This is a genomic window from Pseudomonas sp. BAY1663 (assembly GCF_000582595.1).
Classification (GTDB): Bacteria; Pseudomonadota; Gammaproteobacteria; order Pseudomonadales; family Pseudomonadaceae; genus Stutzerimonas; species Stutzerimonas stutzeri_AF.
Genome location: NZ_AZSV01000010.1, coordinates 36,221 through 56,296 on the forward strand (window position 1 = coordinate 36,221; position 20,076 = coordinate 56,296).

20 protein-coding genes and 1 pseudogene are annotated in these 20,076 nt (G+C 60.6%); 9 read left to right on the forward strand and 12 right to left on the reverse strand.

Translation table 11 applies throughout. From position 1 onward, the window contains the following. Positions 1-122: 122 nt before the first annotated feature. Positions 123-401 carry a 30S ribosomal protein S20 gene (gene rpsT / locus BAY1663_RS05050; protein WP_003288018.1) on the reverse strand — a complete coding sequence of 93 codons (279 nt, stop codon included), beginning with the start codon at positions 399-401 and terminating at the stop codon, positions 123-125. Between the two features lie 226 nt (positions 402-627). On the opposite strand from rpsT, the gene murJ reads away from it, so the two are divergent. The 6 genes and pseudogenes from murJ to ispH all read left to right on the forward strand — a co-directional run bounded on the left by murJ (position 628) and on the right by ispH (position 8,106). Next, positions 628-2,175, forward strand: a complete 1,548-nt coding sequence (murJ, locus tag BAY1663_RS05055; protein ID WP_037038354.1) for a murein biosynthesis integral membrane protein MurJ — start codon at positions 628-630, stop codon at positions 2,173-2,175. Between the two features lie 84 nt (positions 2,176-2,259). Further along, entirely contained in the window at positions 2,260-3,210 is a 951-nt protein-coding gene (gene ribF / locus BAY1663_RS05060) for a bifunctional riboflavin kinase/FAD synthetase (protein WP_037038355.1), read from the forward strand. A gap of 1 nt (position 3,211) precedes the next feature. Then, a pseudogene (ileS, locus tag BAY1663_RS05065) lies at positions 3,212-6,042 on the forward strand (isoleucine--tRNA ligase). 39 nt (positions 6,043-6,081) lie between these two features. Next, complete coding sequence (gene lspA, locus BAY1663_RS05070; RefSeq protein ID WP_037038356.1) at positions 6,082-6,585, forward strand: signal peptidase II; 504 nt, start codon at positions 6,082-6,084, stop codon at positions 6,583-6,585. Then, complete coding sequence (locus tag BAY1663_RS05075; protein WP_037038357.1) at positions 6,578-7,015, forward strand: peptidylprolyl isomerase; 438 nt, start codon at positions 6,578-6,580, stop codon at positions 7,013-7,015. Before lspA ends, BAY1663_RS05075 begins: the two co-directional genes overlap by 8 nt. 146 nt (positions 7,016-7,161) lie before the next feature. Beyond that, positions 7,162-8,106 carry a 4-hydroxy-3-methylbut-2-enyl diphosphate reductase gene (gene ispH / locus BAY1663_RS05080; protein WP_037038358.1) on the forward strand — a complete coding sequence of 315 codons (945 nt, stop codon included), beginning with the start codon at positions 7,162-7,164 and terminating at the stop codon, positions 8,104-8,106. A gap of 97 nt (positions 8,107-8,203) precedes the next feature. On the opposite strand, the gene BAY1663_RS05085 is transcribed toward ispH, so the two are convergent. The 10 genes from BAY1663_RS05085 to BAY1663_RS05120 form a co-directional block, all read right to left on the reverse strand. Next, positions 8,204-8,626 (reverse strand): type IV pilin protein, encoded by a 423-nt coding sequence (locus BAY1663_RS05085; RefSeq protein WP_037038385.1) that lies wholly within the window; start codon positions 8,624-8,626, stop codon positions 8,204-8,206. Beyond that, positions 8,626-8,940 (reverse strand): PilY2 family type 4a fimbrial biogenesis protein, encoded by a 315-nt coding sequence (locus tag BAY1663_RS05090; protein ID WP_051497074.1) that lies wholly within the window; start codon positions 8,938-8,940, stop codon positions 8,626-8,628. The genes BAY1663_RS05085 and BAY1663_RS05090 overlap by 1 nt, the downstream gene beginning before the upstream one ends. A gap of 3 nt (positions 8,941-8,943) precedes the next feature. Then, entirely contained in the window at positions 8,944-9,279 is a 336-nt protein-coding gene (locus tag BAY1663_RS24980; RefSeq protein WP_256206543.1) for a hypothetical protein, read from the reverse strand. An 8-nt stretch (positions 9,280-9,287) separates the two neighbouring features. Then, positions 9,288-10,598, reverse strand: a complete 1,311-nt coding sequence (locus BAY1663_RS24985) for a pilus assembly protein (RefSeq protein ID WP_256206544.1) — start codon at positions 10,596-10,598, stop codon at positions 9,288-9,290. Positions 10,599-10,613: 15 nt separating this feature from the next. Further along, complete coding sequence (locus tag BAY1663_RS24990; RefSeq protein ID WP_256206545.1) at positions 10,614-12,455, reverse strand: hypothetical protein; 1,842 nt, start codon at positions 12,453-12,455, stop codon at positions 10,614-10,616. Positions 12,456-12,460: 5 nt separating this feature from the next. Next, on the reverse strand, positions 12,461-13,126 hold the full coding sequence (locus tag BAY1663_RS05100) for a PilX N-terminal domain-containing pilus assembly protein (RefSeq protein ID WP_037038359.1): 666 nt from the start codon (positions 13,124-13,126) through the stop codon (positions 12,461-12,463). Next, positions 13,123-14,001, reverse strand: coding sequence for a PilW family protein (locus tag BAY1663_RS05105; protein WP_371257585.1), 879 nt, complete (start codon positions 13,999-14,001; stop codon positions 13,123-13,125). Before BAY1663_RS05105 ends, BAY1663_RS05100 begins: the two co-directional genes overlap by 4 nt. Beyond that, positions 13,971-14,519 carry a type IV pilus modification protein PilV gene (gene pilV / locus BAY1663_RS05110; protein ID WP_037038361.1) on the reverse strand — a complete coding sequence of 183 codons (549 nt, stop codon included), beginning with the start codon at positions 14,517-14,519 and terminating at the stop codon, positions 13,971-13,973. The genes BAY1663_RS05105 and pilV overlap by 31 nt, the downstream gene beginning before the upstream one ends. A gap of 8 nt (positions 14,520-14,527) precedes the next feature. Further along, a complete protein-coding gene (locus tag BAY1663_RS05115; RefSeq protein ID WP_037038362.1) occupies positions 14,528-15,004 on the reverse strand; it encodes a GspH/FimT family pseudopilin in 477 nt (158 codons plus the stop codon). A gap of 155 nt (positions 15,005-15,159) precedes the next feature. Beyond that, positions 15,160-15,678, reverse strand: coding sequence for a GspH/FimT family pseudopilin (locus BAY1663_RS05120; RefSeq protein ID WP_037038363.1), 519 nt, complete (start codon positions 15,676-15,678; stop codon positions 15,160-15,162). Between the two features lie 165 nt (positions 15,679-15,843). On the opposite strand from BAY1663_RS05120, the gene thiO reads away from it, so the two are divergent. The 3 genes from thiO (at position 15,844) to speA (ending at position 19,606) form a co-directional block, all read left to right on the forward strand. After that, positions 15,844-16,941, forward strand: coding sequence for a glycine oxidase ThiO (thiO, locus tag BAY1663_RS05125; protein WP_037038387.1), 1,098 nt, complete (start codon positions 15,844-15,846; stop codon positions 16,939-16,941). A gap of 254 nt (positions 16,942-17,195) precedes the next feature. Beyond that, the gene (locus BAY1663_RS05130) at positions 17,196-17,567 is read left to right on the forward strand and encodes a translation initiation factor Sui1 (protein ID WP_037038364.1); all 372 of its coding nucleotides are present in this window, start codon (positions 17,196-17,198) and stop codon (positions 17,565-17,567) included. Positions 17,568-17,692: 125 nt separating this feature from the next. Next, a complete protein-coding gene (gene speA, locus BAY1663_RS05135; RefSeq protein WP_037038365.1) occupies positions 17,693-19,606 on the forward strand; it encodes an arginine decarboxylase in 1,914 nt (637 codons plus the stop codon). 118 nt (positions 19,607-19,724) lie between these two features. On the opposite strand, the gene BAY1663_RS24995 is transcribed toward speA, so the two are convergent. Beyond that, the gene (locus BAY1663_RS24995; protein WP_256206549.1) at positions 19,725-20,054 is read right to left on the reverse strand and encodes a response regulator; all 330 of its coding nucleotides are present in this window, start codon (positions 20,052-20,054) and stop codon (positions 19,725-19,727) included. Positions 20,055-20,076 lie beyond the last annotated feature (22 nt).

Below are 20,076 nucleotides of genomic sequence, written 5' to 3' on the forward strand. Positions count from 1 at the left end.
ATGTCGGGCGGTGCTTGAGCGTGTTGGGCTTCGTCGCTGCGCTCCTCAACCCAGCCTGCGAAGCTGCCAGGAGCTGCAGGCATAAAAACCGGCGCGAGGCCGGTTTTTCAAGAACGGGCAGCTCAGGCTGCAGCAGCTTCGCCGAGGGCCTTGATGTGGCCGTTCAGGCGGCTCTTGTGACGAGCGGCTTTGTTCTTGTGGATGATGCCTTTGTCGGCCATGCGGTCGATGACCGGCACAGCGGCGGTGTAGGCTGCGCGGGCCTTGTCCAGGTCCTTGGCATCGATGGCCTTGACCACATTCTTGATGTAGGTGCGAACCATGGAGCGCAAGCTGGCGTTGTGGCTGCGACGCTTCTCAGCCTGAATTGCGCGTTTTTTGGCGGAAGGGCTGTTGGCCACCGTCGAACTCCTCGAAAACGTGGGGGATTGCAAAGCAAATAAGGCCGCGAATCATGCCGACGCGGCGGGCGCTTGTCAAGCCCGCTCGAATGGCTCGCGATGCTGGTCGGACAGATGGGCTGCGGCTAAACTCGCCGCCTCGTTTCGTGTCCTAACTGGCCATCGATCCAGTCGGCAGTGGTGCTGTCCGGCCGATCCATCTCGCTGCAATTCCAGGAAAGACAAAATGTCCGAAAAAACCGGCAAGGGCGGGTTGTTGCGTTCCAGCGCGGTGGTCAGTGTCATGACCCTGTTGTCGCGCGTGCTGGGCATGGTACGCGATATGGTGGTTGCCAGCTATTTCGGCTCCGGGGCGGCGGCGGACGCCTTCTTCATCGCCTTCAAGATCCCCAACTTTCTGCGCCGGCTGTTCGCCGAGGGCGCCTTCGCCCAGGCGTTCGTTCCGGTGCTGTCGGAGTACCGCGCCAAGCGCACGCTGGCCGACGTCAAGCTGCTGGTGGATCGCACCGCCGGCATGTTGGGCCTGATCCTCGCGGGGCTGACCGCGTTGGGCGTGCTGTTCGCACCCTATGTGGTGATGCTGTTCGCGCCGGGCTTCCATGACGACCCGGCGAAGATGCAGCTGGCCGGCGAACTGCTGCGCATCACCTTCCCCTACCTGATGCTGATCTCGCTGACGGCCTTCACCTCGGGCGTGCTCAACAGCTACGGCTACTTCGCCGTGCCGGGCTTCACGCCGGTACTGCTCAACGTCTGCATGATCGCTTCGGCGATATTCCTCACGCCGTACTTCAACCAGTCGATCATGGCGCTGGCCTGGGGCGTGTTCATTGCCGGCTTCGCCCAGCTGGCGTTCCAGCTGCCCTACGTCGCCCGGCTGGGGCTGCTGCCCAGGCCGCGGGTCAAGGTCGGCGATGCGGGTGTGCGGCGCATCATGCTGCTGATGGTGCCGGCGTTGTTCGGGGTCTCGGTCAGTCAGATCAACCTGTTGCTCGATACCGTGCTGGCGTCCTTCCTGCAGACCGGCAGCGTGTCCTGGCTGTACTACGCCGATCGGCTGTCCGAGTTGCCGCTGGGGGCGTTCGGCATCGCCATCGGCACGGTGATCCTGCCGAGCCTGTCGCGCCAGCATGCCAGCGACGATCCCAAGGCCTTTTCGTCGACGCTGGACTGGGCGCTGCGGATGGTCCTGCTGGTGGGCGTGCCCGCTGCGCTGGCGCTGGGTATCCTCGCCGAGCCGATGATTGCCAGCCTGTTCTACTACGGCGCCATGAGCGAAGAGGCGGTGGTGCAGTCGGCCAGGGCGCTGCAGGCCTATTCGCTGGGCGTGCTGGCGTTCATGCTGATCAAGGTGCTGGCGCCCGGCTTCTTCGCGCGCCAGGACCTGAAGACGCCGGTGCGCGTGGCGGTCATCTGCATGGTCGCCAACATGGTGATGAACCTGATCCTGATCTGGCCGCTCAAGCATGTCGGGCTGGCGCTGGCGACGTCGTTGTCGTCGATGCTCAACGCCTTCCTGCTGTTCTGGGGGCTCTACAAGATCGGCGTGTACCGTCCGACGCCTGGCTGGTGGCTGTTCGCGCTGCGTCTGGCTGGCGCCTGCGCGGCGATGGTAGCGGTGGTCTGGTGGCTTAACGTACCGGCACAGGAGTGGTTCGCCTGGGGCTGGCAGCAACGCGCGTTGCGTCTGGCGCTGCTGGTTTGCGCCGGCCTGGTCGCGTTTGCCGGCGGGCTGCTGCTGCTGGGCTTGCGGCCTCGGCATTTGCGGCACTGATCGACAGTGCCGGACGGCGGCAAACCTGTCCGGAAGGCTCGCCACATGCGTATAATCGGCCACTTTTCAAGCAAGAAGTGCGGTATGCAGCTGGTTCGAGGTCTTCACAACCTACGCCCCCGGCATCGGGGCTGTGTCGCCACCATTGGCAACTTCGACGGAGTGCACCGGGGGCATCAGGCCATCCTGGCGCGCCTGCGCGAACGTGCGGCCGAGCTGGGGCTGCCCAGTTGCGTGGTGATTTTCGAGCCGCAGCCGCGCGAATTCTTCTCGCCGGAAAGGGCGCCTGCACGTCTGACCCGGCTGCGTGAGAAGCTGCAGTTGTTGAGCGAGCAGGGTGTCGACCTGGTGCTGTGCCTGGCCTTCAATCGGCGACTGCGGGAGCTGAGCGCGGCCGAATTCGTTCATGCCACGCTGGTGGAGGGGCTGGGGGTGCGGCATCTGGAGGTCGGCGACGATTTCCGTTTCGGCTGCGACCGTGCCGGCGACTTCAACTTCCTGCACAAGGCCGGTGCCGCCGAAGGCTTCACCGTCGAGGCCGCCACCACCATCGAGGTGGATGGCGAGCGGGTCAGCAGCACACGTCTGCGCCAGGTGTTGGCGGCAGGCGATCTGGCACAGGCCGAAGCGTTGCTCGGCAGGCCGTTCGGCATCACCGGCCGGGTCATGCATGGGCAGAAGCTCGGTCGCCAGCTGGGCGCACCGACCGCCAACGTTCAGCTCAAGCGCCGCAATACGCCGCTCAGCGGGGTGTTCGTGGTCAGCCTCGAACTGGATGGCAAGCCGCTGGCTGGCGTGGCCAACATCGGTATGCGGCCTACGGTCGAAAGCGACGGCCGGCCACACCTGGAAGTGCATCTGCTCGATTACCGGGGCGACCTTTACGGCCGCCTGGTGCAGGTGACCTTCCTGCGCAAGCTGCGCGACGAGCAGCGTTTCGCCTCGCTGGAGGCACTCAAGACGGCGATCGACGCGGACATCGCCGCCGCCCGCGACTACTGGCGGGCTTCACCCTTCACCACGAGTCAGGACTGAAATGACCGATTACAAAGCGACCCTCAATCTGCCGTCCACGGCGTTTCCGATGAAGGCCGGTCTGCCACAGCGCGAGCCGGAGATTCTGCAGCGCTGGAATAGCATTGACCTGTACCGGAAGCTGCGGCAGATCGGCGAAGGTCGCCCGAAGTTCGTCCTGCACGACGGCCCGCCCTACGCCAACGGCAACATCCACATCGGCCATGCGGTGAACAAGGTGATCAAGGACATGATCGTCCGCTCGCGCACCCTGGCCGGTTTCGACGCGCCCTACGTGCCGGGCTGGGACTGCCACGGTCTGCCGATCGAACACAAGGTCGAGACCACCTTCGGCAAGAACCAGCCGGCGGACCTGACCCGCGAGCGCTGCCGCGCCTACGCCGCCGAGCAGATCGAAGGCAGAAGGCCGACTTCATCCGCCTCGGCGTGCTCGGCGACTGGGACAATCCCTACAAGACCATGGACTTCGTCAACGAAGCCGGTGAAATCCGTGCCCTGGCGAAGCTGGTCGAGGGCGGCTTCGTCTTCAAAGGCCTGAAGCCGGTGAACTGGTGCTTCGACTGCGGCTCGGCGCTGGCCGAGGCGGAGGTCGAATATCAGGACAAGAAATCCGACGCCATCGACGTCGCCTTCGCCGTCGAGGACGCCGACAAGCTGGCAGCCGCCTTCGGCCTCGCCAGCCTGGCCAAGCCGACCAGTATCGTCATCTGGACCACCACCCCCTGGACCATCCCGGCCAACCAGGCGCTCAACGTACACCCTGAATTCATCTACGCGCTGGTCGACACCGGCGAGCGCCTGCTGGTGCTGGCCGAGGAGCTGGTCGAATCCTGCCTGCAACGCTATGGCCTGAACGGTGAGATCGTCGCCCGCTGCGAAGGCAAGGCGCTGGAACTGATCCGCTTCCGCCATCCGTTCTACGAGCGCTTCGCCCCGGTCTACCTGGCCGAGTACGTGGAAACCGGCGCCGGCACCGGCATCGTCCACTCGGCGCCGGCCTATGGCGAGGACGACTTCCGTTCCTGCAAGCACTACGGCATGGAGAACGACGACATTCTCGGCCCGGTGCAGAGCAATGGCGTCTACGTGCCGGACCTGCCGTTCTTCGGCGGCCAGTTCATCTGGAAGGCCAACCCGAACATCGTCGCCAAGCTCGCCGAGGTCGGCGCGCTGCTCAAGCACGAGTCGATCCAGCACAGCTACATGCACTGCTGGCGGCACAAGACGCCGCTGATCTACCGCGCCACCGCGCAGTGGTTCGTCGGCATGGACAAGGTCGCCCACGACGGCAGCTCGCTGCGCCGCCGCGCGCTGGATGCCATCGAGCAGACCGAGTTCGTCCCGGCCTGGGGCCAGGCGCGCCTGCACGGGATGATCGCCGGCCGTCCGGACTGGTGCATCTCGCGCCAGCGCAACTGGGGCGTGCCGATTCCGTTCTTCCTGCACAAGGAAAGCGGCGAGCTGCATCCGCGCACTGTCGAGCTGATGGAGCAGGTCGCCCAGCGCGTGGAGCGCGAAGGCATCGAGGCCTGGTTCAAGCTCGGCCCGGCCGAACTGCTCGGCGACGAGGCCGCGCAGTACGAGAAGACCAACGATACCCTGGACGTCTGGTTCGATTCCGGCACTACCCATTGGCACGTGATGCGTGGTTCGCACCCCATGGGCCATGAGCAGGGCCCGCGCGCCGACCTCTATCTGGAAGGCTCCGACCAGCACCGCGGCTGGTTCCATTCCTCGCTGCTGACCGGCGCGGCCATCGACGGCCATGCACCGTACAAGGGCCTGCTCACCCACGGTTTCACCGTGGACGAGAACGGCCGCAAGATGTCCAAGTCCCTCGGCAACGTCATCGCGCCGCAGGAAATCACCGACAGCATGGGCGCCGATATCCTGCGTCTGTGGGTCTCGGCCACCGACTATTCCGGCGAGATGGCGGTGTCCAAGCAGATCCTGCAGCGCAGCGCCGATGCCTATCGACGCATCCGCAACACCGCGCGCTTCCTGCTCTCGAATCTCGACGGTTTCGACCCGGCGCAGCACATGGTGCCGAATGATCAGCTGATTGCGCTGGATCGCTGGGCCATCGACCGAGCCCTGCTACTGCAGCGCGAGATCGAGGAGGCCTACACCACCTACCGCTTCTGGAACGTCTACCAGAAGGTGCACAATTTCTGCGTGCAGGAGCTGGGCGGCTTCTACCTCGACATCATCAAGGACCGCCAGTACACCACCGGTGCCGACAGCCTGCCGCGGCGCTCCTGCCAGACCGCGCTGTACCACATCGCCGAGGCGCTGGTGCGCTGGATCGCGCCGATCCTGGCGTTCACCGCCGAGGAGATCTGGCAATACCTGCCGGGCGAGCGCAACGAGTCGGTGATGCTCAATACCTGGTACGAGGGCCTCGCCGAGCTGCCGCAGGATGCCGCGCTGGATCGCGTCTTCTGGGACAAGGTGATGGCGGTCAAGGCCGCGGTGAACAAGGAGCTGGAGAACCAGCGCAACGCCAAGGCCATCGGCGGCAACCTGCAGGCCGAAGTCACCCTGTATGCCGAGGACGCCCTGGTTACCGAACTGGCCAAGCTGGGCAACGAGCTGCGCTTCGTGCTGATCACTTCGGCCGTCGCGGTCGCGCCGCTGGCGCAGGCGCCTGCCGCGGCGGTGGAGAGCGAGTTGGCCGGCCTCAAGCTGTTGGTGAAGAAGACCGAGCACGCCAAGTGCGGTCGCTGCTGGCACCACCTGCCGGATGTCGGTAGCCACGCCGAGCACCCGGAAATCTGCGGGCGCTGCGTGGAAAACATCGAAGGTGCCGGCGAGGTGCGTCACTATGCGTGACGGCCTCGCCATCGGCGCAAGCGGCACTGGAGCCAGGCGATGAGCGCACGCTTCGGCAAGCTCACCTGGCTATGGCTCAGCGTGCTGGTGATCGCCTTCGATCAGGTGAGCAAGCACTGGTTCGAGGCCAATTTCAGCCTGTACCAGAAGGTCGAGGTCATTCCCGGCTACTTCGCCTGGACGCTGGCCTACAACACCGGCGCGGCCTTCAGCTTCCTCGCCGATCACAGCGGCTGGCAGCGCTGGCTGTTCGCGCTGATCGCCATTGGCGTGAGCGCCGTGCTGGTGGTCTGGCTCAAGCGGCTGAAGGCCGACGAGACCTGGCTGGCCGTGGCGCTGGCGCTGGTGCTGGGCGGCGCGCTGGGCAATCTCTACGACCGCATCGTGCTGGGCCATGTGGTCGACTTCATCCTGGTGCATTGGCAGAACCGCTGGTATTTCCCGGCGTTCAACATTGCCGACAGCGCCATTACCGTGGGCGCCGTGATGCTGGCGCTGGATATGTTCAAGGGCAACAAGACCGGAGAATCCGCACATGACTGAACAGCGCATTGGGCCGGACAAGGAAGTCACCCTGCATTTCGCGCTTGGCCTGGAAACGGGCGAGCTGGTCGACAGCACGTTCGACAAGAAACCCGCCACCTTCAAGGTGGGTGACGGCAACCTGCTGCCGGGCTTCGAGCAGCAACTGTACGGCCTCAAGGCCGGCGACAAGCGCACCCTGCAGATCGCGCCGGAGCAAGGCTTCGGCCAGGTCAACCCGCAGAACGTGCAGGTGATGCCGCGTAGCCAGTTCGAGGGCATGGAGCTGTCCGAGGGCCTGATGGTGAGCTTCCAGGATGCCGCCCGCACTGAATTGCCGGGGGTGGTCAAGGCCTTCGACGGCAACCAGGTCACCGTCGATTTCAACCATCCGCTGGCCGGCAAGACGCTGTCCTTCGAAGTCGAGATCATCGAGGTCAAGCCGGTCTAGGCCCCGTCGGGTCAGGGCCGATAGATGTAGGCGCCAGCGTGCTGGCGATCAGCCTGGCAGCACACGCACGGGCGTCGAAGAACGCCCTGCAGCGTATCGCGCTACACTCTACCCCGTTTTCAAGCTCCGCGTGCCGAGACTCCACCATGCAAATCAAACTCGCCAATCCCCGCGGCTTCTGCGCGGGTGTCGACCGCGCCATCGAGATCGTCAATCGCGCCCTGGAGGTCTTCGGCCCGCCGATCTACGTGCGGCATGAAGTCGTGCATAACAAGTTCGTGGTGGAAGACCTGCGCGCACGCGGCGCGATCTTCGTCGAGGAACTGGACCAGGTACCGGACGATGTCATCGTCATCTTCAGTGCCCACGGCGTCTCCCAGGCGGTGCGCCAGGAGGCGGAAAAACGCGGCCTGAAAGTGTTCGACGCCACCTGCCCGCTGGTGACCAAGGTGCACCTGGAAGTCGCCAAGTACAGCCGCGAAGGGCGCGAATGCATCCTCATCGGCCACCAGGGCCATCCGGAAGTGGAAGGCACCATGGGGCAATACGACACGTGCAATGGTGGCTCGATCTATCTGGTGGAGGACGAGGAGGACGTGGCGCGGCTGCAGGTGCGCAACCCCGAGGCGCTGGCCTTCGTTACCCAGACGACGCTTTCGATGGACGACACCAGCCGGGTCATCGATGCGCTGCGCAGCCGCTTTCCCGGCATCGGCGGGCCGCGCAAGGACGACATCTGCTACGCCACCCAGAACCGCCAGGACGCGGTCAAGCAACTGGCCGACGAGTGCGACGTGGTACTGGTGGTCGGCAGCCCCAACAGCTCCAATTCCAACCGCCTGCGAGAACTGGCCGAGCGTATGAGCACCCCGGCCTACCTGATCGACGGCGCCGAGGACCTTGAGCGCGCGTGGTTCGAGAACGTTCAGCGCATCGGCATCACCGCCGGCGCCTCGGCACCGGAAGTGCTGGTGCGTGGCGTGATCGAGAGACTGAAGGAGTGGGGCGCCAGCGGCACCGATGAGCTGGACGGGCGACCGGAGAACGTGACGTTTTCGATGCCGAAGGAGTTGCGGGTGAAGGCGTTGTAAGGCTTCTTGCGAACAGCTCATGAGCAGCATGGGCTTCACGGCTCAGAATGAAGAAGCCCGGCAAATGCCGGGCTTCTTCATGGTGGGTTGGTTTGGATTATTTCCAGCACGCCTCGACGCTCTTGCTCCCGTTACTGCCTTTTACGCCGCGAGCATTGAGGGTGAGGTTGCCACAGGCTGTGTCACCGAAGCGCTGTGTCGCGGTCAGCGTGTAGCCACCGTCGTTGGCGACCGTACTTACTGTCAGGGTGTATTTTCTGTTATCCGAAGTGACGGTTGTACCACTGGTGCCGCGCAGACCCAGCTTTGCAATATCCGCGGCCGCAGTTACATAACTGTTGTTCTGTGCAAAAAATCGCTCCTGGCTCGCAGCCGCATCATTAAGCAGGGCATGCCCTTCACTGCGGTTGCTGCGTTGGACGTACTCGGTGTAGTTAGGGTAGGCGATCGCCGCCAGAATCCCAAGGATACCTACTACTATCATTAGTTCGATCAGGGTGAAGCCCCTGGCACGTGACATCATGGATGTTCTCCCTGTTTGGCGCTACGTACCGACTCGGGATAGAGATAGATTGAGTCGATGATCGAGTGGGGTGATGCTTCGGTGCCGCTGAATCCGATCAGATAGCCTGGCTGTAATTGCAGAATCGCCGGTGTGCCGTTGAGCGCCGTTTTGTTCGGTAGCGAATAGGTCGTTTTCTCGACGACAATGAGATTGTTGCCAAGCTGCACGTCGCTGATAGTGCCACTTGCCTCGAAAGTTGCCGAGTGGGCAATGCCTGTGAGCAGCGTCATAGTTACTATCGCCAGTAAGCGTGGAAATCTGTGGTTCATGAGTCACTCCACTATTGGGCGCCAGCTTTGACGGCCCAGGCTGGATGGATCCGGGAAAACCTTCTTGCACTCGAGCCCGGTGCACAGTTCGTACTTGCTGTCCGGCGTCTGACCCAGGGTTAGACCGCCTTCGCCGTCCTGACGAATGGCGGAGATAACAGTATCGGCATTGTTGGAACTGCGATGATCGACGAAGGCATGGTGCAGTGTACGTCCACCACTCTGAGGATCTACCGCATAGGTCCAAGTCTCGACGCCTGAAGCGCAAGGATCGGCGTTGGGAACCAGAGTCTGGAAGAACAGCGTTCGGCCAAGGGTGACCATGTCCTCGATTACCATTTCGCTGTCTAGCGGTAAATCGAAGTACCACCCATATTTATGGCCATCATTGTCCGTCCATTGGGGGTGGTCGGAGTTGGTGGTATCGCCCACTTGACGGAATTCTGGCTCAGTAGTCGGGCATCGCGCCCCGAAACCTCGCTTTCGAGCACTGAATTCATTGTTTGTGCCTGGAGACCGTTTCGAGATAGGTTGGCAGGCTGCAACGTGCCATCTGGATCGAGTGTATTGGTATCCCAAACTCCGTAGACGCTTTGAGTGGTGGATGAGCCATCCTTATCGCCTTCTTCGAAATATTTGCCTGTGCCGAATACAATCAGATAGCCGTGCAGCGTGGGATGGCGAATGATTGAGGGTGCAGCGGTAATAGGCTGGCGTGCATTTGAAGAAGTTGCTGCTTTGAACAACGGTGTGCCCGAATAGGAAACCTTGAAGCCACTTTCGGCTGCGGTAGTCTCACTAACTTGTTGGGTGTATGGTGCGACCGTATCTTCCGGAGTAAGGTTGAAGCGCCATAGATTGCCTTGCAAATCGCCAGCATAGGCGAAATCGGCTATGCCGTCTGCGTTGAAATCGGCCAGTTTTGGTGTCGACAAGCCGTTGGCCAAACCGTCGGCGCCAGCAACTTCCAAGCTTTTGGTCAGATCTCCGGTTTCCATGTCGATGATCAGCAGGGCGGCTTTGCCATTATCCTTGTTCGCACTGTCGTAACCATTGCTGGTAACTACTGCCCATTTTCCATTGTGCAGGCGCGCGATGGTCGGATGCGGGAAGCTATAACCCAGACGTACATCATTGGTATTGGGTATTGAACTGTCATGGAATTCCCACAGCAGCTTGATGGCATTGGGATTGGTCACGTCCAGAGCGAACAATCCTTTACCACCTGCCCGCATTGTTCCTACTAAAACTGTACGCCATTCACCGCCTATGTAAACATCGGCGACCACTGGTGAGCCATCTACATAAAACTGATGGTGGGCTCCTTGGTAGTTCTTGCCTGTGAGTTTGTGCAGTTTCGGGAAAACTACTGTTGGGACGAAAGCGAATGTTTCCTGCCCTGTTACTGCATCGAAACCATGCAGCATCCCATCGTTAGCACCTACATAAACGCGTGGTGCCCTTTCCTGCTGCGCTTCGACGAACTCGGAATACCCTCCCCCGGGTGTAATCTTTCTGCGTAGCTGGTCAGGTAGCGAGCGCCACGCACCGTTACCGGTTTGGACGCGATCATGTCGCCGAGCACCGTGTAGCGCACGCGAAACAGAGAGCCTTCTAGCTCCGGTTGCCACGTAAAAAATCCAGGCGCAGCTGTGCATTAGTGCTGTCCGTTTCTAGCGTGTCGCCATCGTCAGGATTCTGCCGCAGGTAATAAGCAAGCGTACCTGGGGTGCTGGCATCGCTGCATGACTCCAGCTGAACTCCGTGAGACCGTCTGCATCACCCAGTGTACCGCCAGTGTGCGACGCGATCATGATGTTACGGTTGCCCACGCGACTGTCGAGATTGTCGCGTGCACTCCACTCTTCCGTGGTGGTCACATCGAAAAGGCCGGTGACTGCGTTGTATGTCTTCGCTTTTAGATAGCCTTTTATATCCCCTGCCCAGCTATCATTACTGGAGTAGGACGTTTGGTAGGCATAACTCACCAGCCCACCTGTACCATCGTCCTGCATACCTGAGTTAATAGCTGGGCTGGCAGCGGAGCTAGTACGTCCAGAGATACGGCTGAGGATATCGGCGAAGGCTGCAACCAGGCTGTCAGGAGAATCGGCACTGAAAAATTCGCCACGTGAGTTGATGGCGGTATGCCAAAGATCATAGACGTTGTCCGGGTCGTCGTTGCCAACGGCTGGCCAGCGCTTGCCATTGGTCGCCATGTTCATCAACTCGCTATGGTTGGTGAATGTAGAGCCGCCCCAGGTTGGTGCGGTGCTTAGTTGTAGCGAATTGGTGAGTCCAAGGCCGACCGTGAAATTTACCATGTGCTGCCAGTTGGCAGGATCGTAGCGAGGGTCCTTGCTGTCCGCGCCATCCGGTAAATAAGGGGCCACCTTATTTGCCAAATTGGATCGCAGGTCGGTCGCCCAATAGTGGTAAGCCCAATCTGCGAGGGTATTGGTTTGATCATCCTTATACGGATAATCGAGGCTTCCATCATGGTTAATGTTGCCGCTAGGCCGACCATTCCACATGCCGTCGGTCATGAGAATATGGTAGCTGGCACGGCAGGAATATTCGCTGCCGTCATCATCTTTGTAGGCTTTAGTATTGTTCTGAAGGAAGTCTCCAGCACGTTTAATTGCATCGTGAAGGGGGGTGCCACCCGATTGTGGAAGGGCACTCAGCCAATTGAAGAAGTTTACACGGTGTTGTTCGGAGAAGCGCTTTATGGTGTTGTTGCTGCAGGTTCCGCTGCTACTCGTACTGCCAGCTCCAATACTGCAGGTATTAAGAGCGCCCCAGGTAAGGCGTACATTTTCGGGCAGTGTATAAAAAGCTAGATTGGCCGCGGAGCGGGTGGCGAGGTTACGGGTGCGATAGAAAGCATACCAGATAGCGAAGTTGGTTTGTTGAGCTGTGCCTACTTGGTTATATGTGTAACAGTTGTTGTTGTTGCTCGGGTTTCTTTGGGGGCAGGTCGCGCTCACGTTGTACTGGAAGTAATGAGCAGGAGCTTCTCCATTACTACAGACTCCTGCAGGGAATACTCCTGTTCCGCAGGTGGTGATAAATGATGTCCCGCTACCCTGTGCTCGAAACTTGCTGGAAAGATTGGTTTTTGTGCTGTTGCTGCTGTAGCCATTTTGTGGCGCGCTGGTGAAGCTTGGCGTTGGGTAGTCAGAGACTACTACCTCACCGTTCACCATTCTAACCTGCTTAGGTAAACGGTATGTCGTGTTCGGATCGTAATACATGGAGTTAAATGCATTGGAGCGCCAGGCGCGGCTGCCAAGGTTAGCTGATGTATTAATTCCGTCCGGCGCATATGCCCAGGCCATACTCCCTGAGTCGTCTAAAGTTACAAGCAAATTAGGGGAGACACCTTCGGTAAGTGAGAGCGGTTGCTGAGAAATTGCTGCCTGAAGGCTCAACGGTGCGCTGAACAGCGCGATTCCCAGCCCTGTTGCGGCCAGAAATTTTATGGCTGCGAAATACTTAGGGGTCATATCCATTTCCCTTAATTGTTCAGGCCAACATAGACATTGGCAGTCGTCGACTGCAGGGTGAGTCGGTCGTCGGCCTGCCCATTGATCTGGTAAAAGTAAGTCCCACGGCCTTCTAGGATGGCTCCATACTCTGCATTCAGAGCTGTTGCATCGTCTTCGCCGACAGTTATCAGGCGCGTATTCCAGTAAGCGTCCAGGTCAGTTGCGGTGACGTTGTCGTTCCCTGCTTCCCTGCCGCGATACGGCATCCACGTGACGAAATCGGTCTCACCTGCGGCCGCGGTATCCGCACCTGTCTTGTTGTCTGCCGAGCTGCTCTTGAGAAAACTCAATGGGTTGAGCATGAAAGCAAGACGATCTGCTTCATCGGAAATATCCAGCAGGCAAGGCCGGTTGATGCCATTGGTTTGCAATTTATTGCTCTTCTGGCAATTGCTCTCGCTGGGTTCGAGTTTGTCGCGTAGGTTGGCAGGACCATAGAAGCGAAATTCGCCCTCACGCAATGCCGCATCGGCAGCCCCCTGCAGACGCAAATTTTCCGCACGATTGCCGGTTATCCGCGATTCGAGTACTACGCCGCGCATGCTGGACACTGCCAATACCGTCAGAATCAGCAGCATAACCAAGGCAACAAGCAGAGTAGCGCCATGCTCGCGGAGGGGGTGGAAGGTTTTCATGGCATCAAATTCCTGATCGTCTGGGTTCCATGTGCCACTTGGTAGATGCGGCTCTTATCGCCTGCTGCGAGACGCGCCTTGGTAGTTGCATCCGAAGTTTCATACCAGTCGCTATATATCTGTGAGTCTCCATCGCGCTGACTTTCCCGGCTGGCGAGCAGAATGGAATAGCGAACTGCGCGGATAGGCCCGCTGTTATCTGTCCAAGCTGCAGCTTTGACGAAGCGCCCACTGCCTTCGGTCAACTTCTTTTCCAGCAGGTCCTTGCCGCCTACCCCGAACTCGAGACGGAAGTCGGCTATACCAGTGAGCAATTCGACATAGGCAGGGCTACTCGCACTGAGACTCTTGCATTGCAGTGCGCCAGTGTTCAGTTCCGCTCCCGGCTCATATCTCAGAACCAGCGTTATAAGGCTGCTGGCGGAGGGCGCCTTGAATGCCTTGCTATCATCGAAGACCGTAGTGCCATCTCCCTGGCAATCCAGTTCGCCACTGATAGTAGGTTGGTAGCGCAGGCAGATGCCCAGTTGATCTTTGGCTGCAGTTACCGGACTACCTTTGGTGAAGGCTTGGCAATCGGTATTTGCCGTAACTTGAGGAAAGGCATCCTCGACCAGTTGATCCGGCGCGCGACGATAACCAGCCTTACTCAGGTACTCATTGAGCATAAGTGTGGCGAAGCGGCTGTTCTCTTGATTTCCAGCTTGGCTTTGCTGAAAGAGGTAAGTGCGCTTGTTATCCAGATAGATTTGGCTGATGCCGAGAAGCAGGAAACTACTGATGGCAAGGGCTACCAGAAGCTCAATCATGGACAACCCGCGCTGTGAATGCATGCTGAGGTTTCTCATAGTTCTACTCGGGTTCTGTAGATGCATGTGGTGTCGTTGGAGGCCCTGTCGTCAGGGCATGTACCGGCTTTCACTCTCCAGGCCAGCTGGATTTCTAGCATGGAGCCCTTGTCGTTGCAGTTGCCCGGGGCCGAGCTGCGGCAGATGTAAAAGGCGTCTTCGAACAGATCACTTGCCCCAGGCAGTGCCGCTTGGGCTGCTTTGATCCAGCAGTCGCGCATTTCCAACGCGCTCTTCGGGTTAGCAACGCAATCGGCGGGGGCGGTGGCGAAATCGTTTCCTGCATCCTTGTAGAAGAGAGAGTTGTCTTTGAACGCGTTATAGAAGGGTTCCGCAGGCGGTGCCTTTTCGAAAAGCTCTTCGGGGTTGGTGCGGATAATCTCGACAAAATCCCCGGCCAGCATCACAGCTGCGTTTCTCTGTACCGAATCCTGCGTGTACTGAATGCTGCGTCCCTGCATTGCCACCATGCCGAGGATGCCGATTGTGGTGAGCACCAGGGTGACCATCACTTCGATCAGGCTGAAGCCTTTGCTGTGTCTCATGTCTTTCCTCATGGCGTACAACTGGTCAGGTCGTTCCCGTCGGCAGCCTTGCCGCGGGGATGCAGGCGCGCCGCGCCACTGGGTTGGATATCAACAACGAAACCGGTATCCGGGTTATCGTCCAGGCACAAGATGATGGTCGAGGCATTGGCCGTTCCGTTGGCGCGGTAGGTCACTTGTGTGACGTTCGCGAGCATTTGCGCCTGCGCAGGAATGTGCTCCAACTGACGTTCATCGTTTCCGACATTGAGGAGCCAGGGACCATCGTCGTTTACCGTGACGACTGACGCGGTACGACGGACTACCGCTTCGCCGCGCGCATATTGCAGCAAACTGATGAGCTCATCGGCCTTGTTTTGCAGGCGTGTTTTCTGAATGAAAAAGGTGAAATTGGGAACTGCGATGGACACTACGATGGTCAGCAGGGCCAGAGTAATCATCAGTTCGATCAGGGTGAATCCATGCATGTCGCTGCGGCGTGACATGGTGCGCTCCGTTGGAATTCTTGAGCGGATAATGGGGGCGGTGCTTTGTATTGTCTTGGCTACGGAGATGGCCGGCCCGTTTGCCGGGATGGCCGGTATGGGGTGCATTATCGAGTGTGAATGATGTCGCAGGCGTGATCTCGACCATGCTTCGATCAATTGCCGTGTGCTTGTTCAGTGTCGCAGATGGCCTGCTCTTTGTTATTTTCGGCTGGTGTCGCGATTCGTAGCCGACCTTGACGACTGAGCTTGAGTTGCCAGGCAAGTTTTTGCTTGTGGCACTGATAGAAGGTGCCGTTATTGAGGGTGGTGCCGTTGCTGCGAAAACGGATGTTCTTACCTAGACCCCTCCAGCGAAGTTGGTCGGAGGAGGGAAGTTGTGTCAGGTTGCGAGCTTGCTGTCTGCCGGGACTGTGCACCAACCAACCATCAGACCAATCGGATGTGCAGTTGACCGTATCCTTCGAGCCGCATATCTCGATCGTTTCCCTATGCAGCACTGCGGTGACTCTTGCATTTTGCACCGTTGACCAGACGTCATTGAGTAGAGCCTGTTGACGACTCCTGGCGACCATTTCGGTGAAGACTGGAAATGCTATCGAGACGACGATGGTCAGTATCGATAGCGTGACGATCAGCTCTATAAGCGTGAAGCCTTGATTTCGATTCGCCATAGTGCGGTTCCTTTGCACTTATGATGTCAGCCGTCCTGGCTGCTGTTGTGCATGCCCAATCTGAAAACGGGTATATGCATGGTGCTCGCAAACTCTTTTAAAGCAGTCTGCCCGTCAGTCAAGTCAGGTCGAGCCGAAATGTGAACCAGATGATTGGAGATGAATGTGAATCAAGAAGTGATCATCGTTGGTGGGGGCGTGATCGGCCTGTTGAGCGCGCTGCGGCTAGCCGAAGCAGGCGGGCAGGTGGTGCTCGTCGAGGCGGGCGTAACGGGCCGCGAAGCGTCCTGGGCCGGTGGCGGGATCGTTTCACCGTTGTATCCATGGCGTTACAGTCCGGCGGTCACGGCACTGGCACATTGGTCGCAGGATTTCTATCCGCAACTGGGCGAGCGGTTGTTGGCCGAGACCGGGGTCGACCCGCAGGTGCATGTGACCGGCCTGTACTGGCTGGATCTGGATGACGAGGCCGAGGCCCTGGCCTGGGCCGAGCGCCACGGGCGGCCTTTGCGCTCGGTGCCGCTGGACGAGGTCCGGGCGGCGGTGCCGTCCCTGGGGGCGGGATATTCCCGCGCTGTGTACATGTCCGGCGTGGCGAATGTGCGTAACCCGCGGTTGTTGCAGGCGCTGCGCGAGGCGCTGCAGCGGTTGCCGAACGTGCGCCTGCTCGAACAGTGTCCGGTGACGGGCTTCGTGCGTGACGGTGAGCGGGTCGTCGGCGTGCAGACGGCGCAGGGCGAGATGCGCGCCGATCAGGTGGTCGTTGCGGCAGGTGCCTGGAGCGGTGAGCTGCTGGCCACGCTGGGGATCGAGCTACCGGTGAAGCCGATGAAGGGGCAGATGATTCTCTTCAAGTGCGATGAGAATTTCCTGCCGAGCATGGTATTGGCCAGGCGGCGCTATGCGATCCCTCGTCGCGATGGCCATATCCTGGTCGGCAGTACGCTGGAGGATGTCGGCTTCGACAAGGTGCCCACCGAAGATGCGCTGGAAAGTCTCAAGGCGACCGCGGTCGAGCTGCTGCCGGCGTTGGCCGACGCGCAGGTGGTCAAGCACTGGGCGGGGCTGCGTCCCGGTTCGCCGGACGGCGTTCCCTATATAGGAGCGGTGAGCGGCTTCGAAGGGCTCTGGCTGAACTGCGGGCATTTCCGCAACGGTCTGGTGCTGGCACCTGCTTCCTGCCAGCTGCTGGCCGACCTGATGCTCGGGCGCGAGCCGGTCGTCGACCCGGCGCCCTATGCGCCAGCGGGGCGGATCGTGTAGGAGGGCAGTCCGCCGAACGGAGCAGGCGCCAGCGCCCTGCCGTTCTCAGGTGGCGGAGAAAAGTGTAGGGGCGCGCCATGCGCGCGAAGGGCCTTCTCGAATAGTCGATGGTCGATTCTCGGCAACCGACGTGCCGGAATACGGCGGAAAGTTTTATCGGGTGATGGCGGATTCATCCGCCTCGGTCTGTTAAATTGCGCGCTTTTCCGCCGCCTGCTGGCGCGGCTTTCATTCGTTTGATCGAGAGGTGTCCGGTGGCGAAGAAAACCACCTCACTCGCTGGCCTGGGCGGGCTGGTCTATTCCACCGACTCAGGGCGCCATTGCCCCGATTGCAGCAAGCCGGTCGATGCCTGTATCTGCAAACAGACGATCATTCCCGAAGGCGATGGCATCGCCCGGGTGCGTCGCGAAAGCAAGGGCCGAGGCGGCAAGACCGTCACTACCATCACCGGCGTGCCGCTGGCCGAAGCCGAGCTCAAGGAGTTGGCCAGCGCGTTGAAGCGCCGTTGCGGTACCGGCGGTGCGCTCAAGGACGGGGTGATCGAAATCCAGGGTGAGCATGTCCAACTGCTCATGGACGAGCTGATCAAACGTGGCTTCAAGGCGAAGCGGTCCGGCGGCTGATAGCCTTCTTCTCGCTGTTCCGGTGTTTTCCGCTATTTCTTTGCCTATCGGCTGTCGAAGCCGGATAGCCTTCGCATGGCGATTCATGTCCGATGCGAAACAGTCATTTTCTTCCGGAGGCCTCGATGCCCGTACGACGTACACGTAAAGACGACGGCAGCCAGTGGACTGCAGCCGACAGCCGCAGCATCTATGGCATTCGCCATTGGGGGGCGGGTTATTTCGCGATCAACGACCAGGGCAAGGTCGAGGTCCGTCCGCAAGGGCCGGACGGCGCGCCGATCGAGTTCAGCGCTCTGATCGAGCAACTGCGCGAGGCCGGCCTGTCGCTGCCGTTGCTGGTGCGCTTCCCCGGCATCCTGCAGGACCGCGTGCGGCGTCTGACCGGTGCCTTCGACGCCAACATCGAGCGCATGGAGTACGCCGGCAAGTACACCGCACTGTATCCGATCAAGGTCAACCAGCAGGAAGCGGTGGTGGAGAACATCATCGCTACGCAGAACGTCTCCATCGGCCTGGAGGCCGGTTCCAAGCCGGAGCTGATGGCCGTGCTGGCGCTGGCGCCGAAGGGCGGCACCATCGTCTGCAATGGCTACAAGGACCGCGAATTCATCCGCCTGGCGCTGATGGGGCAGAAGCTCGGCCACAACGTGTTCATCGTCATCGAGAAGGAGTCCGAAGTCGGGCTGGTGATCGAGGAGGCCAACGAGCTCAAGCTGACGCCGCAGGTGGGCCTGCGCGTGCGGTTGTCCTCGCTGGCCTCGTCGAAATGGGCGGATACCGGCGGCGAGCGCTCCAAGTTCGGCCTGTCGGCGGCGCAACTGCTGTCGGTGATCGAGCGCTTCCGCGCGGCGGGCATCGATCAGGGCATCCGTCTGCTGCACTTCCACATGGGCTCGCAGATCGCCAATCTGGCCGACTACCGTCAGGGCTTCCGGGAAGCGATCCGCTACTACGCCGAGCTACGTGCGCTGGGCCTGCCGGTGGAGTACATCGATGTCGGCGGCGGGCTGGGGGTCGACTATGACGGTACCCATTCGCGCAACGCCAGCTCGATCAACTACGACATGGACGAGTACGCCGGCACCGTGGTCGGCATGCTCAAGGAGTTCTGCGACCGCCAGGAGCTGCCGCACCCGCACATCTTCTCCGAGAGCGGCCGGGCGATGACCGCGCACCATGCGGTGCTGGTCATGCAGGTCACCGACATCGAGCGGCACAACGACGAGGTGCCGCAGATCGACAACTACGACGAGCTGCCGGACATCGTCCAGTCGCTGGCCGACCTGCTCGGGCCGACCGATCCGGAAATGGTCACCGAGACCTACTGGCGCGCCACCCACTACATGAGCGAGTCCGGCGCGCAGTACGCCTCCGGCAAGCTGAGCCTGGCGCAGAAGGCGCTGGCCGAGCAGAGCTACTTCGCCATCTGCCGCCGCCTGTACAACCAGCTCAAGGCGCGCCAGCGCTCGCACCGGGCGGTGCTCGACGAGCTCAACGACAAGCTGGCGGACAAGTACATCTGCAACTTCTCGGTGTTCCAGAGCCTGCCGGATACCTGGGCGATCGACCAGATCCTGCCGATCGTGCCGCTGCAGCGGCTGAGCGAGGAGCCGGTGCGCCGCGCCGTGCTGCAGGACCTGACCTGCGACTCGGATGGCAAGATCAAGCAGTACGTCGACGAGCAGAGCATCGAGAGCAGCATGCCGGTGCATGAGATCGCATCCGGCGAGGAGTATTTCCTCGGCGTGTTCCTGGTCGGCGCCTACCAGGAAATCCTCGGTGACATGCACAACCTGTTCGGCGACACCGATTCGGTGAACGTCTACCAGCGCGAGGATGGCAGCTACTACCACGCCGGCATCGAGACCCACGACACCATCGAGGACATGCTGCGCTACGTGCACCTGTCGCCCGAGGAGCTGATGACCTATTACCGCGACAAGGTCGCCAGCGCCCGATTGAGCGCCAAGGAGCGGACCCAGTACATCGATGCGCTGCGCCTGGGGCTGACCCGCTCCTCGTACCTGACGCCTTGAAGAAGCATCATAGGGCGGGTGCAACCCGCCGATGGGCGTTGGCCTGTGCTCCGTTCGGCGGGTTGTAACCCGCCCTACGCCAGGCGGAATCGCGTTATATGACCCGAACAGTCTCGCCTTACAACAACTCCTGCAGTGCGCGGGAAAGGCTCTCGTAGGTATATGGCTTGTTCAGCAATGGATAGATCAGCGCCTCGCGGCGCTGCGCTTCGCTGAAGCCGGTGGTGAGCAGTACCGGCAGTTCCGGCAGCCGCTGGCGTGCCCGGTTGGCCAGCTCCAGGCCGCTGGTGCCGCCCGGCATGCGGATGTCGCTGAACAGCAGGTCCACGTGCAGCAGTTGATTGAGCGACTGCATGGCGCTCGTGGCATCATGGGCGAGGGTCACCTGGAAGCCCATCATCTCCAGCATGTCCTTGCAGACCTGGGCCAGATTGACGTCGTCCTCCACCAGCAATATGTGCTTGGCGGCC

Coding starts and splice junctions, on each gene's coding strand:
- BAY1663_RS24985 (WP_256206544.1), bottom strand. CDS start 10,598: ATGCACAGCTGCGCCTGGATTTTTTACGTGGCAACCGGAGCTAGAAGG.
- ribF (WP_037038355.1), top strand. CDS start 2,260: ATGCAGCTGGTTCGAGGTCTTCACAACCTACGCCCCCGGCATCGGGGC.
- BAY1663_RS05120 (WP_037038363.1), bottom strand. CDS start 15,678: ATGGCGAATCGAAATCAAGGCTTCACGCTTATAGAGCTGATCGTCACG.
- ispH (WP_037038358.1), top strand. CDS start 7,162: ATGCAAATCAAACTCGCCAATCCCCGCGGCTTCTGCGCGGGTGTCGAC.
- BAY1663_RS05090 (WP_051497074.1), bottom strand. CDS start 8,940: ATGAACCACAGATTTCCACGCTTACTGGCGATAGTAACTATGACGCTG.
- BAY1663_RS05100 (WP_037038359.1), bottom strand. CDS start 13,126: ATGAAAACCTTCCACCCCCTCCGCGAGCATGGCGCTACTCTGCTTGTT.
- speA (WP_037038365.1), top strand. CDS start 17,693: ATGCCCGTACGACGTACACGTAAAGACGACGGCAGCCAGTGGACTGCA.
- BAY1663_RS05115 (WP_037038362.1), bottom strand. CDS start 15,004: ATGTCACGCCGCAGCGACATGCATGGATTCACCCTGATCGAACTGATG.
- pilV (WP_037038361.1), bottom strand. CDS start 14,519: ATGAGACACAGCAAAGGCTTCAGCCTGATCGAAGTGATGGTCACCCTG.
- BAY1663_RS05085 (WP_037038385.1), bottom strand. CDS start 8,626: ATGTCACGTGCCAGGGGCTTCACCCTGATCGAACTAATGATAGTAGTA.
- BAY1663_RS24990 (WP_256206545.1), bottom strand. CDS start 12,455: ATGGATATGACCCCTAAGTATTTCGCAGCCATAAAATTTCTGGCCGCA.
- BAY1663_RS05105 (WP_371257585.1), bottom strand. CDS start 14,001: ATGCATCTACAGAACCCGAGTAGAACTATGAGAAACCTCAGCATGCAT.
- BAY1663_RS24980 (WP_256206543.1), bottom strand. CDS start 9,279: ATGGTAATCGAGGACATGGTCACCCTTGGCCGAACGCTGTTCTTCCAG.
- BAY1663_RS05075 (WP_037038357.1), top strand. CDS start 6,578: ATGACTGAACAGCGCATTGGGCCGGACAAGGAAGTCACCCTGCATTTC.
- lspA (WP_037038356.1), top strand. CDS start 6,082: ATGAGCGCACGCTTCGGCAAGCTCACCTGGCTATGGCTCAGCGTGCTG.
- murJ (WP_037038354.1), top strand. CDS start 628: ATGTCCGAAAAAACCGGCAAGGGCGGGTTGTTGCGTTCCAGCGCGGTG.